Annotated in this window: 15 protein-coding genes; 11 read left to right on the forward strand and 4 right to left on the reverse strand. The window is 73.8% G+C overall.

Annotated features, from left to right (window positions below; genetic code table 11):
• Positions 1–95: 95 nt before the first annotated feature.
• From BLT76_RS04345 to BLT76_RS04360, 4 genes are all read left to right on the forward strand, one after another.
• On the forward strand, positions 96–698 hold the full coding sequence (locus BLT76_RS04345) for a YceI family protein (RefSeq protein ID WP_090851261.1): 603 nt from the start codon (positions 96–98) through the stop codon (positions 696–698).
• Positions 699–812: 114 nt separating this feature from the next.
• Positions 813–1,724 (forward strand): GNAT family N-acetyltransferase, encoded by a 912-nt coding sequence (locus tag BLT76_RS04350; protein ID WP_090851264.1) that lies wholly within the window; start codon positions 813–815, stop codon positions 1,722–1,724.
• A complete protein-coding gene (locus BLT76_RS04355; RefSeq protein WP_090851268.1) occupies positions 1,721–2,614 on the forward strand; it encodes a GNAT family N-acetyltransferase in 894 nt (297 codons plus the stop codon). The genes BLT76_RS04350 and BLT76_RS04355 overlap by 4 nt, the downstream gene beginning before the upstream one ends.
• A 65-nt stretch (positions 2,615–2,679) precedes the next feature.
• Positions 2,680–3,639 (forward strand): LLM class flavin-dependent oxidoreductase, encoded by a 960-nt coding sequence (locus BLT76_RS04360; protein ID WP_090851271.1) that lies wholly within the window; start codon positions 2,680–2,682, stop codon positions 3,637–3,639.
• Here the strand turns inward: BLT76_RS04360 and BLT76_RS04365 are convergent.
• Entirely contained in the window at positions 3,605–4,219 is a 615-nt protein-coding gene (locus BLT76_RS04365; RefSeq protein ID WP_090851274.1) for a hypothetical protein, read from the reverse strand. The genes BLT76_RS04360 and BLT76_RS04365 overlap by 35 nt on opposite strands.
• 77 nt (positions 4,220–4,296) lie before the next feature.
• On the opposite strand from BLT76_RS04365, the gene BLT76_RS25580 reads away from it, so the two are divergent.
• On the forward strand, positions 4,297–4,908 hold the full coding sequence (locus tag BLT76_RS25580; RefSeq protein ID WP_090851278.1) for a collagen-like triple helix repeat-containing protein: 612 nt from the start codon (positions 4,297–4,299) through the stop codon (positions 4,906–4,908).
• Positions 4,909–4,974: 66 nt separating this feature from the next.
• Here the strand turns inward: BLT76_RS25580 and BLT76_RS04375 are convergent, their stop codons facing one another.
• On the reverse strand, positions 4,975–6,189 hold the full coding sequence (locus BLT76_RS04375) for an acyl-CoA dehydrogenase family protein (protein ID WP_090851281.1): 1,215 nt from the start codon (positions 6,187–6,189) through the stop codon (positions 4,975–4,977).
• 110 nt (positions 6,190–6,299) lie between these two features.
• On the opposite strand from BLT76_RS04375, the gene BLT76_RS04380 reads away from it, so the two are divergent.
• Complete coding sequence (locus BLT76_RS04380; RefSeq protein WP_090851284.1) at positions 6,300–8,009, forward strand: cholesterol oxidase substrate-binding domain-containing protein; 1,710 nt, start codon at positions 6,300–6,302, stop codon at positions 8,007–8,009.
• Here the strand turns inward: BLT76_RS04380 and BLT76_RS04385 are convergent.
• On the reverse strand, positions 7,975–9,960 hold the full coding sequence (locus tag BLT76_RS04385) for an MSCRAMM family protein (protein WP_090851286.1): 1,986 nt from the start codon (positions 9,958–9,960) through the stop codon (positions 7,975–7,977). The genes BLT76_RS04380 and BLT76_RS04385 overlap by 35 nt on opposite strands.
• A 119-nt stretch (positions 9,961–10,079) precedes the next feature.
• Positions 10,080–10,730, reverse strand: coding sequence for a class E sortase (locus tag BLT76_RS04390; protein ID WP_170866932.1), 651 nt, complete (start codon positions 10,728–10,730; stop codon positions 10,080–10,082).
• An 86-nt stretch (positions 10,731–10,816) separates the two neighbouring features.
• Here BLT76_RS04390 and BLT76_RS04395 point away from each other — a divergent pair, with 86 nt between their 5' ends.
• From BLT76_RS04395 to BLT76_RS04415, 5 genes are all read left to right on the forward strand, one after another.
• Positions 10,817–11,215, forward strand: a complete 399-nt coding sequence (locus tag BLT76_RS04395; protein ID WP_090851292.1) for a MerR family transcriptional regulator — start codon at positions 10,817–10,819, stop codon at positions 11,213–11,215.
• Positions 11,212–11,547: a thioredoxin family protein gene (locus tag BLT76_RS04400; RefSeq protein ID WP_090851294.1), complete on the forward strand. Its 336-nt coding sequence runs from the start codon at positions 11,212–11,214 to the stop codon at positions 11,545–11,547. The genes BLT76_RS04395 and BLT76_RS04400 overlap by 4 nt, the downstream gene beginning before the upstream one ends.
• Positions 11,548–11,663: 116 nt before the next feature.
• Entirely contained in the window at positions 11,664–12,344 is a 681-nt protein-coding gene (locus BLT76_RS04405) for a Crp/Fnr family transcriptional regulator (RefSeq protein ID WP_244509254.1), read from the forward strand.
• A gap of 83 nt (positions 12,345–12,427) precedes the next feature.
• Complete coding sequence (locus BLT76_RS04410) at positions 12,428–13,357, forward strand: ABC transporter ATP-binding protein (protein WP_090851297.1); 930 nt, start codon at positions 12,428–12,430, stop codon at positions 13,355–13,357.
• Entirely contained in the window at positions 13,354–14,145 is a 792-nt protein-coding gene (locus tag BLT76_RS04415) for an ABC transporter permease (RefSeq protein ID WP_090851299.1), read from the forward strand. Before BLT76_RS04410 ends, BLT76_RS04415 begins: the two co-directional genes overlap by 4 nt.
• Positions 14,146–14,163 lie beyond the last annotated feature (18 nt).

Here is a 14,163-nt window from a genome sequence, read left to right on the forward strand (position 1 = left end):
AAAAGTCGCGTGCGAGGGAATAGATCCGGACGATGGTCCGGTTAGGGTGGTTGAACTTTGTACGACCCTCACCACCACCCAGGAGCACACCCGTCATGAGCATCTTCTCCCGCAAGCCCGCCGCTGCCGAGTCCGACTTCGACGCGGCCACCACCGCCGTCGACGACATCTCCGGCGACTACACGATCGACGCCTCGCACAGCCGGATCGGCTTCAGCGCCCGCCACGCGATGGTCACCACCGTCCGCGGCGCCTTCAAGGAGTTCGAGGGCACCGCCCACATCGACGCCGCCAACCCGGCCGCGTCGTCGGTCTCCCTGACCATCAAGACCGCCAGCGTCGACACCGGCTCCGCCGACCGTGACGGCCACCTGTCCTCGGCCGACTTCTTCGACGCCGCGGTCAACCCCGACATCACCTTCGTCTCGACCAAGGTTGAGAAGGTCGACGACGACACCTGGGCGATCACGGGCGACCTGACGATCAAGGGCATCAGCAAGCCCGTCACCGTCGCCTTCGACGAGACCGGCTCCGCCCAGGACCCGTTCGGCAACCTGCGCGTCGGCTTCGAGGGCGCCACCTCGATCAACCGCAAGGACTGGGACCTGACCTGGAACGCGGCGCTCGAGACCGGCGGCGTGCTCGTCTCCGAGAAGATCAAGCTCGAGTTCGACGTCTCGGCGATCAAGAACGCCTGACGCACTCCCGTTCTCCTGCTGACGGCCCGGCCCATCTGGGGTCCGGGCCGTCGGCGCGTCCGGAGCAGTAAATGACCGCGCGCGATCGGCGGCACCTCGTCCACACTGGCCCGCATGTCCGCCGTACCGCCTGCCGTGCTGCCGGCCGGCCTCACCACCCGGCCCCTCGTCCCGACCGATGCCCGCGCCGTCTACGAGCTGATGGCCGCCCAGGAGCTCGCCGACATCGGTGAGGTCGTCATCGAGGAGGCCGACATCGTCTCCGACTGGGCCCGCCCCTCCTTCGACCTGACCGCCAGCGCCCTCGGCGTCCTCGACGGCGACCGCCTGGTCGGGTACGTCGAGGTGTCCGGCCGGGACCGCGGCGACGCCGCCGTCCACCCCGACGTGCGCGGGCGGGGCCTCGGGACGTGGCTCGCCCACCGGATGCAGGACCTGGCCCGCGGCCAGGGCTCGACCGTGATCGGCATGCCGGTCCCGGCCGGCTCCCCGGGGGACCGGCTGCTCGAGGAGCTCGGCTACCGGGTCCGCTGGACCAGCTGGGTGCTGCAGCTGCCCGAGGGCCGCACCGTCCCCGCGCGCGACCTGCCCGACGGGTACGTCGTCCGCGCGGCCGCCGAGGACGAGCACCGGGCCTGCTGGACGGTCGTCGAGGACGCCTTCCTGGAGTGGTCGGACCGCGAGCGCCAGTCCTTCGAGGACTTCGCCGCGGGCGTGATGCTCCGCCCGGGCTTCGCGCCGTGGCAGCTGCGGGTGGTCGTCGACCCGGCCGGCGAGGTCGTGGCGGTGGCGATCGTGTTCCTCGGCGAGGCGGCCGCCTACGTCGACCGGCTCGCCACCCGCCGCGACCAGCGCGGTCGGGGCCTGGCCCAGGCGCTGCTGGTCGACTCCTTCGCCGTCGCCCGCGAGCACGGCGCGACCCGCTCGGAGCTCTCGACCGACTCCCGCACCGGCGCCCTCGGGCTCTACGAGAAGGTCGGCATGGAGGTCACCTCCACCTGGGTGAACCGGGCGGTCGACCTGTGAGCGTCCCGTCCCCGTTCACGACCCGGCCGCTGACCCTCGACGACGCCGTCGCCGTCCAGGCCCTGATCGCCGCCGAGGAGCTGGTCGACCTGGGCGAGGTCGAGATGACCCTGGAGGACGTGCTGGCCGACTGGCAGCGGCCGTCGTACGACGTCGCGACGAGCACGATCGGGGTGCTCGACGGCGACCGGCTGGTCGCGTACGGCGACCTCAGCGGGCCGGGGACCGCCTACGCGGCCGTGCTGCCGTCGTACCAGGGGCGTGGGATCGGTGCGGCGATCGCGCGGTGGCTGCAGGCGGCCGCGCGCGAGCGGGGCTACGCCTCGATCGGCGCGCAGACGCCGGCGGGCAGCGCGGCCGACCGGCTGATGGCCGACCTCGGCTACACCGAGCGCTGGACGGCGTGGGACCTGGAGCTGCCGCCCGGGACGACGGTGGTCGCGCGGCCGCTGCCCGACGGATTCACGATCCGCGACGCCGCTCCGGACGACCACGCGCCGACCTGGACGCTGGTCGAGGACGCGTTCCTGGAGTGGTCGGACCGCGAGCGGATGACGCTCGAGGACTTCGGCGCGCGGGTCTGGGGCCGGCCGGGCTCCGCCCCGTGGAACCTGCGGCTGCTGGAGAGCCCCGCCGGCGAGCTGGTCGGGGCCGTGCACGTGTTCCTCGCGGGCGGGGCGGGCTACGTCGCGCGGATCGCCGTACGTCCGGACCACCGGGGGCGCGGGCTCGCGCCGGCGCTGCTGGTCGACGCGTTCGCGCGGGCGCGGGCGCACGGGGCCGACCGGTGCTACCTGTCGACCGACACCCGGGCGGGGGCGCGGGGGCTCTACGAGAAGGTCGGCATGGTCGTCTCGTCCACCTGGATCAACCGCGCCATCGAGCTTTAGATCGAGTGCCCCGTGAGGAACGAACGGGGTGTACCGAGATCTGTAACGCGTTCTAGATTCACCCTATGGCCACCAGCTTCGTCACCCGCTACGACCTGCGCGCCCCCGGCGCCACCCCCGAGCAGCGGCAGGAGCTGTTCGGCCGCGCGGTCGAGCAGGCGGCGTACGCCGACGCGCACAGCCACGACGCGATCATGGTGTCCGAGCACCACGCGGCCGAGGATGGCTACCTGCCGAGCCCCCTGCTGGTCGCCTCGGCCTTCGCGGCCGTCACCTCGCGGGTGCCGATCACGGTCTCGGCGCTGCTGGTCAACCTCTACGAGCCGGTGCGGCTGGCCGAGGACATCGCGGTGCTCGACCTGCTCTCGAAGGGCCGGGTCAGCTACACGCTGGGGCTGGGCTACCGGCCGGTGGAGTACGAGCTCTACGACCGGCCCTGGTCGACCCGCGGGCGCGACATCGAGGAGCGGATCAGCACGCTGCTGTCGCTCTGGGCGTCCGGGGCCACCACGCCGGGGCCCTGCTCGCAGCCGCACCCGTTCCTCTTCTACGGCGGCGGCTCCCCCGCGGCGGCGAAGCGGGCGGCCCGCCTGGGGCTCGGGTTCCAGCCGCAGCACGGCGACCGCGCGCTGAAGGACCTCTACGACGAGACCTGCCGCTCGCTCGGCCGCGAGCCCGGCTTCGTGCTGCGCGCCCCGGACGACGGCCCGGCCAACGTGTTCTGCGCCGACGACCCCGACGAGTTCTGGGAGCGCTTCGGCCACCACCTGCTGGCCGACGCGCTCGCCTACCAGGAGTGGCACGGCGAGGCCGGGTCGTACGTCGTCGACCACTCGCGCACGGTCGAGGAGATGCGCGCGGCCGGCGTCTACCTGGTCACCACGCCCGACGACCTGATCGACCGCTGCCGCGCCGGGCTGCGGCTGGTCACCAGCCACCCGGCCTGCGGCGGGCTGCCCGCCGAGCCGTCCTGGGCGAGCCTGCGGGCGGTCAGCGAGACGGTGCTGCCGGCGGTGCGGGGCTGACCACCGTCGTCACCACGTCGGTCACCGACGGCCGGCGCGGGGTGGAGGAGAACCCGAAGCGCGGTGGCGGGTCGACCGGGGCGAGGGTGCCGAGGTCGACGCCGTCGAACGCCCCTCGCGCAGCGGTCAGTCGTCGTACGCCGGTCGCGCCGTAGTACTCCCGTCGCCCGCCGCCGGCGCTCCCCCGGGTGCGGACCCCGCGCAGCACCACCCGCGCGACGGGGTCGGTCACCGTGCACCACCAGGGCGCGGTGGCGATCCTGCGTGGCACCAGGCGCAGCAGTCGACCGAGCGCGGTGGTGCCACCGACGACCAGGTCGAGCTCGAGCGAGTCGGAGCGCACCGACCAGGCATCGGTCACCGCGAACGGCTCGACCCGCACCTCGTCGAAGGAGTACGTCGCCGCGACGAAGTCGGCCACCTCCCGGCTGGGCGCCAGCAGCACCCGGTGGCCCGTGGCGGTCTCGACCATCGCGTCCGCGAAGGCGCCGTACGGCGAGGTCGGCCAGCGGCCGACGACGACGCGGACGCCGGACGTCGTCCCGACGCCGGCGATGGCCCCGGAGAAGCGGTCGCGCACCTGACGATCGTGGCACGGGCGTCCATGGCCCGATCGGGCCAGGGACGCCGCCCGCGCCCGCGCCCTACCGTCCGGGCATGACCGTTCGCACGCGCCCCCGCCGACTGCCCGCCGTCGTCGCCCTGTCCGTGGCCGCCCTGCTGCTCACCAGTGGCGGCGCGGTCGCCGGCACCCTCATCACCGGCGCCCAGATCAAGGACGGCACGGTCACCACGAAGGACGTGAAGGACCGCAGCCTGCGCACCGCCGACCTCAGTCGGGCCACGGTCCAGCAGCTGCGCACCCCCGGCGCGCGCGGGCCGGCCGGTGCCCCGGGCACCCCGGGCACCCCGGGTGCCCCCGGTCTGGTCCGGGGCTACGGTCGGGTCGCCCCGAACGGCACGGTCAGCCAGGCCTCCCCCGGCACGTCCGTGGCCCGCGCCGCGGAGGGCGTCTACTGCGTCTCCGTGGCCGGCGTGGACGGGGCGACGACGGTCGCCGTGGTCAGCCCCGACTACGCCTTGAGCTCGACGGGCACGGGCGCCAACAACACCCAGTCCTTCATCGAGTACGTCGGGGAGTCCGCCCTCTGCCCGGCCACGGCCATCGCCGTCCGCACCTTCGTGCGGAGCTACGTGACCTCCAGCGGCGACCTCATCAGCACGTCGTTGACGCTCGAGGACCAGCCCTTCACCTTCCTCGTCCCCTGACCCCCGCCGCCGCGCGAGCGGCCTCGCGGGACCGGTCCCGCTCGCGCCGTACCGGCCTCCGCCAGGTCACCGGATGGGTGCCCCCGAGATCGTCCGGGCGATCACCAGCCGCTGGATCTCCGAGGTGCCCTCGAAGATCGTGTAGATCCGCGCGTCGCGGGCCCAGCGCTCGACGGGGTACTCGCGGGTGAAGCCGTTGCCGCCGAGGATCTGCATGGCCTGCCCGGTCACCTTCACCGCGGTCTCGCCGGCCATCAGCTTCGACATCGACCCCTCCGCGGCCTCGAACCGCTTGCCGGTCGCCGCCATCCAGGCCGCGCGCCAGACGAGCAGCCGCGAGGCGTCGATGGCGGTCTTCATGTCGGCGAGGGCGAAGGCGATGCCCTGGTTCTCGATGATCGGCTTGCCGAACTGCTCGCGGGTCCGGGCGTAGTCGAGCGCCACCTCGTACGCCGCCCGCGCGATGCCGACCGCCTGCGCGCCGACGGCGGGGCGGGTGCGCTCGAAGGTCGCCATGCTCGCGTTGCCTCGGGCGCCCGAGCCTTGACGGGCGCGGGCCAGCCGGGCGTCGAGCTTCTCCTTGCCGCCGAGCAGGCAGCGCCCGGGCACCCGCACCCGGTCGAGCACCACCTCGGCCGTGTGCGAGGCGCGGATGCCGTGCTTGTGGAACTTCTGACCCTGGCTGAGCCCCGTCGTCCCCGGCGGTACGACGAAGCTCGCCTGGCCGCGGGTGCGCAGCTCCGGGTCGACCACGGCCGTCACCACGTGGACGTCGGCGATGCCGCCGTTGGTGGCCCAGGTCTTGGTGCCGTTGAGGACCCACTCGTCGGTGGCCTCGTCGTAGGTGGCGCGGGTGCGCATCGCGCCGACGTCCGAGCCGGCGTCGGGCTCGGAGGAGCAGAAGGCGCCGAGCTTCAGGTCGCCCGGCTCGCCGTACATCTCGGGGATCCACTCGCCGACCTGCTCGTCGGTGCCGTTGGCCCGGACGCCGGCCGCGGCGAGCGACGTACCGACGATGGAGAGGCCGATGCCGGCGTCGCCCCAGAAGAGCTCCTCCATGGTGACCGGGAAGCCGAGGCCGGTGGCGTCGAAGGCCTGGGTGGCCACGAAGTCGAAGGAGTAGAGGCCGATCCTGGCCGCCTCCTCGACGACCGGCCAGGGGAACTCCTCGCGCTCGTCCCACTCCGCCGCGGCGGGGCGGACCACGTCGGCGGCGAAGCGGTGCAGCCACTGCTGCAGCTCGAGGTGGTCGGGTCCGAGCTCGAAGGACGGCGTCGTCATGACCGGACGGTAACCGGACCTGACCAGACCACGCTGCCGCCGGAACTAGAACACGTTACCGTGACGCGCGTCACATGGGGACCCGGGGGGACGACCGAGGGAGCCACCGCATGTCCGACCACTCACTGTCCCGCCGCCGGGTCATCCAGGGGGCCGCCGCCGTCGGCGCGCTCGCCTGGGTCGAGGCGCACCGCATCCCCGCCGCGTCCGCGGCGCTGCCGACGCCGCCGGGCTTCCCCGCCGGCATCCCGCTCTTCCAGCAGGCCTACACGAACTGGGCGCGCGACATCGCCGTCGCCGGCGTGTGGACCTGTACGCCGGCCACGCCGGCCGACGTCGTGACGCTCGCCAACTGGGCCCGCTCGAAGGGCTGGCGGCTGCGGCCCAAGGGCAGCTCCCACAACTGGTCGCCGCTCACCCTGGCCGCGGACGGCAGCGACGCCCCGAACGTCGTCCTGGTCGACACCAAGACGAACCTGAAGGCGGTCAGCGTCGACACCGCGACCTCGCGGGTCCGCGCGCAGGCCGGCATCACGATGGAGGCGCTGCTCACCGCGCTCGAGGCCCAGGGCCTCGGCCTGACCGCGACCCCGGCGCCGGGCGACCTGACCCTCGGCGGCGTGCTGGCCATCGACGGGCACGGCACCGCGGTGCCGCGGACCGGCGAGGTGAAGCCGGCCGGCCACACCTACGGCTCGGTGAGCAACCTGGTCCAGGAGGTCACCGCGGTGGTCTGGGACACCGCGACCTCGTCGTACGTCCTGCGGACATTCGCGCGCAGCCACGCCGACGCGGGCGCGCTGATGGCGCACGTCGGCCGGGCCTTCGTCACCGAGGTCGTGCTGCAGACCGGCGCCAACCAGCGGCTGCGCTGCCAGAGCTGGTTCAACATCCCCGCGACCGAGCTGTTCGCCCCGGCCGGCTCCTCGGGACGCACCGTGCAGAGCTACCTGAACAGCGCCGGCCGGATGGAGGCGATCTGGTTCCCCTACACGCCGAACCCGTGGCTGAAGGTCTGGAGCGTGGCGCCGTCCAAGCCGCTGCTGTCGCGGCAGGTGAACGCGCCGTACAACTACACCTTCAGCGACAACCTGCCGCAGTCGTTCTTCGACCTCGCCGGGGCGATCGTGTCGGGCAACCCCGGGGGTACGCCGGACTTCGGGCTGACCAACTACAACATCGTCGCGGCCGGGCTGGTGACCACGCTGACCTACGACATCTGGGGCTGGTCGAAGAACCTGCTGCTCTACGTGCGGCCCTCGACCCTGCGGGTGACGGCCAACGGCTACGCGATCCTCTGCAAGCGCGCCGACGTGCAGCGGGTGATCAACGAGTTCACCACCCGCTACCGCACCCGGCTCGCGGCCTACCAGGCGAGCGGCAAGTTCCCGATGAACGGCCCGGTGGAGATCCGGGTGACCGGCCTCGACCACCCGGGCGACATCGGGGCGACCCGGTCGCCGCAGCTCTCCGCGCTGCGGCCGCGGCCGGACCGCACCGACTGGGACTGCGCGGTCTGGCTGGACATCCTCACGCTGCCGGGCACGCCGTACGCCGACGACTTCTACACCGAGATCGAGTCGTGGGTGCTCAGCAACTACGCGTCGTACGCCGCCGTACGGCCGGAGTGGTCGAAGGGCTGGGGCTACACCGCGGCCGGGGCGTGGACGTCGAGCGCCGTCGTCGACACCACCGTCCCCACGGCCTACCGCGCCGGGCAGCCCAGCACCGACCGCTGGGACACCGCGATCGCCACCCTCGACCGGCTCGACCCGCACCGGGTGTTCACGAGCGACTTCGTGGACCAGCTGCTCTCCTGAGCCGCCGGCCCGAGCCGGCCATCAGCGCGGCACCGGCGGCCACGGCGAGGCCGGCCAGCACGAGCAGGCCGCGTCGGGGCCCGCCGGTGTCCGGGAGGGTGGCACCGGCGGGCGCGGCGTCCTGCGGCTGGGCGCTCGCCGATTCGCCCGGTCCGGTGGACGGCTCGGGCGACGGGTCGGCCGACGGCTCCTCGCTCGGGGACGGGGACGGCGTGGGCTCGGCCGGCGCGGCGACCAGCGCGAAGTCGAGCCCGCCCACCACCTCGCCCGCGGCGGTGATCGTGAAGTCGACGCCGGCCGGACCGTCGACGTCGAGGCCGTCCGGCGGGGTCACGGTCGCGGTGTAGCTGCCGGGCGGCAGCCCGCCGAGGTAGAAGCCGCCCTCGCCGTCGGTGGTCAGCGGGACCGGGGCGCCGGGACCGTCGACGGTCACCGTGGCGCCGGGCACCGGACCTTCCGGTCCGGTCACCGTGCCGGCCGCGGCGCCCGGGCGCGGCAGGACGAAGTCGACACCGGTCACGTCGGTCGTCGCGACCGTGACCGGCCGGGCTGCGACGGCGTCGTACCCCTCGGGCGGCTCGACGGCGACGGTGTAGCCGCCGGCGGGGAGTCCGGGGGCGGAGTAGCGGCCGTCGCCGTCCGTGACGACCGCGACCGCAGGGCCGCCGCCGAGCGGCGTCAGCACGACGCGGACCCCGCCGAGCCCGTTCCCGCCGCCGGTCACCTGTCCCGAGACCGACGGCAGCGCCTGCACGACGAAGTCCTGGCCGGTCACCGGCGTGGCCGCGATCTCGATGCCGGTGCGGGTCGTCCCACCCGGGCCGGCGGCGTAGCCGTCGGGCACGGTGAGCACCACCTGGTAGCCGGTGCCGAGGGCGTTCTCGTCGACGAGGTAGGTGCCGTCCGGCCCGGTCGTGGTGGGCACCGAGCCGCCGCCACCGGGGCGCACCACGGCCACGGTCGCCCCGGCGACCGGGTTGCCGTCGGCGTCGCGGACCGTGCCGCTGATCGGCTGGGGAACGATCTCGCGGACCTCGAACTCGGCCCGGGAGTCCGTCGACCCGTCGTTCCCGCGGTTGTCGACGACGTCCTCGACCGCGCCGAACGCCGCGCACGTGGCCGGCGGCGTGAGGCGGACGACGTACCCGTCCTGGGTGGCGAACTCGCCGAGGTCGTAGCTGCCGTCGGCGGCCGGACGGGTGGTCGCGAGCTCCTCGCCGTACGGCGAGACCAGGGTGAGCACGGCGTCCTCGACCGGGCAGCTCCGCCCCGGGGCCGAGACGTCGTCGACCCGACCGCTGATCGGCCGGGCCCGGCTCACGAACCAGGTCTGGTAGACGGGGAAGCCCGCGCGCCGGGTGAAGACGAAGGTCAGGCTGGAGAGCCGGACGTCGGGCTCGAACCAGCCGGACGCGCCGTCGGTGTCGAGGGCCGCGGGGTTGCCCGTCAGCGTGGAGGTGCCGGCGTTCCAGCTCGGCTGGTCGGTGCCGCCGGCGTGGTTGAACGTCCCCTGGAACCAGCCGTCGATGTCCGCCGCCGGTACGGCGCTGCCGTCCGCCGCGGTGGCCCGGACCCGCACCTGGTCGGCGTCGACGTCGCCCAGGACGAAGCCCCAGCCGGTGTCGGGCGTGGGGTGGTCGAAGCTGTAGGTCGTCGTCGACGGCGCGGTCGGGGTGTCCGCACGCGGCCGCAGCACGAGGTACGGCGAGCCGAGGCTCGAGCCGTACTTCGCACCGGGCGGCGTGGTCGCCCGCAGGTAGGTGCTCGTCCCGGCGGCCAGCTGGACGTTGCCGCGCGAGTCGGACGCCACCGCCGCGGCCGGGAAGCCGGGGGAGCGCTGCTCCATCCGGGTCGTGTAGTCGTTGGACGACCCTGCGATCGGCGCCCATGCCGACCAGCGGTCCGTCATCGCGTGGGCCGGCGCCGCGGTCGCGACCACCAGTGCGGCCACGCACGCCAGCGCCGACGCGCCCCTCAGTTTCCGACGCCGAGTCATCGGTCCCCCCGCTCCGCCCGGCCGAGCGTCGGGCGATCCGAGGTTAACCCGAGCGGTCGCTATCCGAACAGGGGTCAGGCCCGGGGCCGCACTCCGGTCAGGTGGCCGAAGACGACCAGGCGGCGGTCGCTGTGGAAGAGGTCGGCGCAGGTGACCAGGGTGATCAGCCGGGCGGCCCCCGTCTCGGGCCCGGGCCCGGACGCGTCCGGGTTGACCGGGCGGGCAGCGAGCACCCAGGAGGCGGTGAACGGCAGGTCGAGGTCGTCCCCGCCGGTGTCGAGCCGGTAGACGTAGGTGTGCGTGCGGGTCTCGACGAGGACCTCGTCGCCGGGTTCGAGGTCGGGGAGGTCGGCGAACGGCTCGCCGTGGGTCACCCGGTGGCCGCTGACGACGAGATTGCCCTCGTCCCCGGGCTCGGCCCCGTCCTCGGAGCGGCCCAGCCCGCTCGCGAGCACCTCGTCGGACGTGCCGTCCAGGAGCGGCACCACCCAGTCCTCGCCGAGGGCGGGCACCCGGACCAGGGCGGTGGCGGTCCCGAGGTCGTCGACGCTGGCGGTGTCGGTCCCCGCGTCCCACGCTCTCCGGAGCTCGTCGGCCACGGCGGCGTGCCGACGCTCGGAGACCCAGGTGGTGCCCCAGTACTGCCAGGCCACCCAGCCACCCAGCAGCACCCCGGCCACGAGCAGCACGAGGCCCGACCACCACGCCCAGCGGATCCGGCTCACCACCCCATCGTGCCCGGGAATCCCCGGCCGACGCTTGACCTTGCCCCGGGGGTCAGGGTCGAGGGTGGGGCGCGAAGGAGGCAGGCATGCGGATCGGCGAGGTCGCCCGTGCGGCGGGCGTGACGGTGAAGGCCGTGCGCTACTACGAGTCGCTCGGGCTGGTCCGGGCCGACCGGCTGCCCAACGGCTACCGGGAGTACGACGACGCCCAGCTCCTCCGGATCCGCGAGATCCGCACCCTCGGGGAGCTCGGTGTGACCGCCGAGCGCACCCGGCCGTTCCTCGACTGCCTGGCGTCGGGCGCCGCGTCCGGCGACGACTGCCCCGCCTCCCTCGACACCTACCGCGAGGCGATCGTCGACCTCACGTCCCGCATCGACCGGCTGGTCGAGCGGCGGGACGCGCTCGCCGTACGCCTTGCGGACGCCACCGCCCGCACCGCACCCGCGCCGCGCTGCGAGCTCGTCCCCGAGGAGATCCGATGACCACCCTGACCGACCTGCCCGCCGTGACCGACGCGACCTTCGCCCGGGAGGTGCTCGCCGCCCCCGGGACCACCGTCGTCGACGTGTGGGCCGCGTGGTGCGGCCCCTGCCACCAGCTGACGCCGGTGCTCGTCGACGTCGCGGCCGAGCTGGGGCTTCGGGTGGTCGCCCTGAACGCCGACGAGAACCCCGTGACCGCGGCCGAGCTGCGGGTGCTCGGGTTGCCGACCGTGCTGGTGGTCCGCGACGGCGAGGTGGTCGGGACGCTCGTCGGCAGCCGGCCGCGACGGGCCCTGCGCGAGCAGCTGGAGCGGGTGCTGGAGCCCGCCTGAGCGGAGTTCCCGGCCCGGACGTGGCGGATCTCATCCCGTCCGGGCTCGCGCATTCGCGCGGAGTGTCCGAAAATGTTGGTTCCCCACCCGTTTTACTTCAATTCGAAGGAACCACCGTGTCGTCCGAGCTCAGCGCCGCCCTGCACGACTTCGCGGGCTCCGACCCCGCCGCCGCCGAGGAGCTCCTGGCCCTGATGACGCGGGTGCACCTCGAGCGCGGCTCCATCCTGTTCGCCCAGGGCGACCCGGGTGCATCGATGTACGTCGTCGCCCGCGGCAGCCTGAAGGTCACCCGCGCGGACGCCCAGTCCCGCCCGACGATCCTGGCGGTGCTCGGCACCGGAGACGTGTTCGGCGAGATGTCCCTGCTCGACGCGAACGACCGCGACGCGACGGTCACCGCCGTCGCCGCGACCACCCTGCTGGAGCTGTCCCGAGCGCGCTTCGACGAGGAGCTCGGGCGCCGGCCCGACCTGGTCCGGGCGCTGCTCGGCCACCTCGCCCGCCGGCTCCGCTCGTCCAACGACACCGTCTCCGACCTGGTCTTCGCCGACGTGCCGGCCCGGGTCGCGCGGCTCGTGGTCCGGCTCGGCGAGCGGTTCGGCGTCCCCGCCGAGGACGGTTCGCTGGTCGTCGAGCACCAGCTGACCCAGTCCGAGCTGGCCCAGCTCGTCGGCTCCGCCCGCGAGACGGTCAACAAGGCCCTGGCCCGGTTCGCGGCACAGGGTTGGATCGACGTCCAGCAGCGGGTCATCACAATCCGCGACCAGGACCGGCTGCGCGCGTTCTCGTCCTGAGCGCTCCCCACCTGACATCTGTCATGGGGTTCTGCTGACGCCACGCACTACTGGGCGGCTCCCGGTGGCGTGAGGCTGGAGGCATGGACAACCACACGACACCCGCTCTGGAGATCCGCGGGCTCCGCCGTACCTACGGCACCGGCGAGTCCGCCTACGAGGCCGTCCGTGGCGTCGACCTGACCGTCGAGCGCGGCACGCTGCTCGCCCTGCTCGGCACCAACGGTGCCGGCAAGACCTCCACCATGGAGGTCGTCGAGGGCCTGGCCGCCGCGAGCGGCGGCTCGGTGCGCGTCTTCGGCCTCGACCCCGTCGCCGACCGCGCCGAGGCCCGGCGCCGTACCGGCGTGGTCCTGCAGGTCAGCGGCTTCTCCGGCGACCTCACCGTCGCCGAGACCCTGGAGATGGAGGCCGCCACCGTCACCGACCCGCGGCCGGTCTCCGAGGTCGTCGCGCTGGTCGACCTCGAGCACCGCGTCGACACCAAGGTCCTCTCGCTCTCCGGCGGCGAGCGCCGCCGGCTCGACCTGGCCTGCGCCCTGCTCGGCAAGCCCGAGCTGCTGATGCTCGACGAGCCCACCACCGGTCTCGACCCCGAGAGCCGGCGCCGGGTCTGGGAGCTGGTCCGGAACCTCCGCGACGAGGGCGCCGCCGTCCTGCTCACCACCCACTACCTCGACGAGGCCGAGGAGCTGGCCGACCAGATCGCGATCATGCACGCGGGCCGGATCGTCCGCGAGGGCACCCTCGCGGAGGTCGTCGGCCAGCAGCCGTCGACCGTCCGCTACACGACGCCCGACGGCGAGACCACCACCCTCGAGACCGAGGACCTGCAGACCACCCTCACCGAGGTGCTCACCTGGGCCGCGGAGCACGGCGTACGCCTCTCCGGGCTAGACGCCCGGCACGCCTCGCTGGAGTCCACGTTCCTCGCGATCGCGGGCACGCCCCGGTCCGATGACACCCCCGCCACCGACGCCAGCACCGACGACCTCGAAGGAGCCGTCCGATGACCACGATGACCTTCTCGTCCACCTCCCCCGCGCTTCGTCGTACGACGGGGCTGACCAAGGCCAACGGGCGGCTGATGCTGCGCAACCGGCTCAACCTGGCCTACGGGTTCGTGCTGCCGCTGCTGCCGCTCGCGTTCCTGCTCGTCGGCGACCGCGGCGACGTCGGCTCGGCCGGCATGGCGCTGGTCTCCGTCATCGTGATGGCCGCGCTCTTCCCCGTCTACTACAACGTGCTGTCGATGACGGTGACCCGCCGAGACGAGCTCGTCCTGAAGCGGATCCGCACCGGCGAGACCCGCGACCTGGAGCTGCTGACGTCGCTGGCGCTGCCCGGCGTGGCGGTGGCGATGATCGTCGGCCTGGGCGCGATCCCGCTCGCCCTCGCGCTCGGCGCCCCGGTGCCGGTCAACCCGGTCATGTTCGTCCTGACCGTGCTGGTCTCGGCGCTGGTCTTCGCCGTCCTGGCCTTCTGGACCGCGGCCTGGACCAAGAACGCCGAAGCCGCCCAGATCACCAGCATGCCGGTGATCCTGCTGGCCGTGGTCGGCCAGGTGGCGATCAGCTTCCCCGAGGAGGTCCGCCGCTGGATCGACCTGACGCCGGGCGCCGCGATCACCGACCTGGTCCGCTCCTCGTGGCTCGGCCTGGACGGCCCCTCGACCGACCCGTCGCTGTCCTTCGGCGAGACCTGGGCCGCCGCCGGCCAGCCGCTGCTGGTGCTCGCCGCCTGGGCCGCCCTCGCCGCCTGGCTCGCCGCGCGGTCGATGCGGTGGGAGCCGCGTTCGTGACGACCGGTCCCGGGGCAG

Origin of the sequence: Nocardioides lianchengensis (genome assembly GCF_900101465.1) — a bacterium.
Lineage (GTDB): Bacteria > Actinomycetota > Actinomycetes > Propionibacteriales > Nocardioidaceae > Nocardioides > Nocardioides lianchengensis.

What these genes read in the sequence shown, in the direction of transcription:
- BLT76_RS04345 (WP_090851261.1), top strand. Translation starts at nt 96, where the DNA reads ATGAGCATCTTCTCCCGCAAGCCCGCCGCTGCCGAGTCCGACTTCGAC.
- BLT76_RS04350 (WP_090851264.1), top strand. Translation starts at nt 813, where the DNA reads ATGTCCGCCGTACCGCCTGCCGTGCTGCCGGCCGGCCTCACCACCCGG.
- BLT76_RS04360 (WP_090851271.1), top strand. Translation starts at nt 2,680, where the DNA reads ATGGCCACCAGCTTCGTCACCCGCTACGACCTGCGCGCCCCCGGCGCC.
- BLT76_RS25580 (WP_090851278.1), top strand. Translation starts at nt 4,297, where the DNA reads ATGACCGTTCGCACGCGCCCCCGCCGACTGCCCGCCGTCGTCGCCCTG.
- BLT76_RS04375 (WP_090851281.1), bottom strand. Translation starts at nt 6,189, where the DNA reads ATGACGACGCCGTCCTTCGAGCTCGGACCCGACCACCTCGAGCTGCAG.
- BLT76_RS04380 (WP_090851284.1), top strand. Translation starts at nt 6,300, where the DNA reads ATGTCCGACCACTCACTGTCCCGCCGCCGGGTCATCCAGGGGGCCGCC.
- BLT76_RS04395 (WP_090851292.1), top strand. Translation starts at nt 10,817, where the DNA reads ATGCGGATCGGCGAGGTCGCCCGTGCGGCGGGCGTGACGGTGAAGGCC.
- BLT76_RS04400 (WP_090851294.1), top strand. Translation starts at nt 11,212, where the DNA reads ATGACCACCCTGACCGACCTGCCCGCCGTGACCGACGCGACCTTCGCC.
- BLT76_RS04410 (WP_090851297.1), top strand. Translation starts at nt 12,428, where the DNA reads ATGGACAACCACACGACACCCGCTCTGGAGATCCGCGGGCTCCGCCGT.
- BLT76_RS04415 (WP_090851299.1), top strand. Translation starts at nt 13,354, where the DNA reads ATGACCACGATGACCTTCTCGTCCACCTCCCCCGCGCTTCGTCGTACG.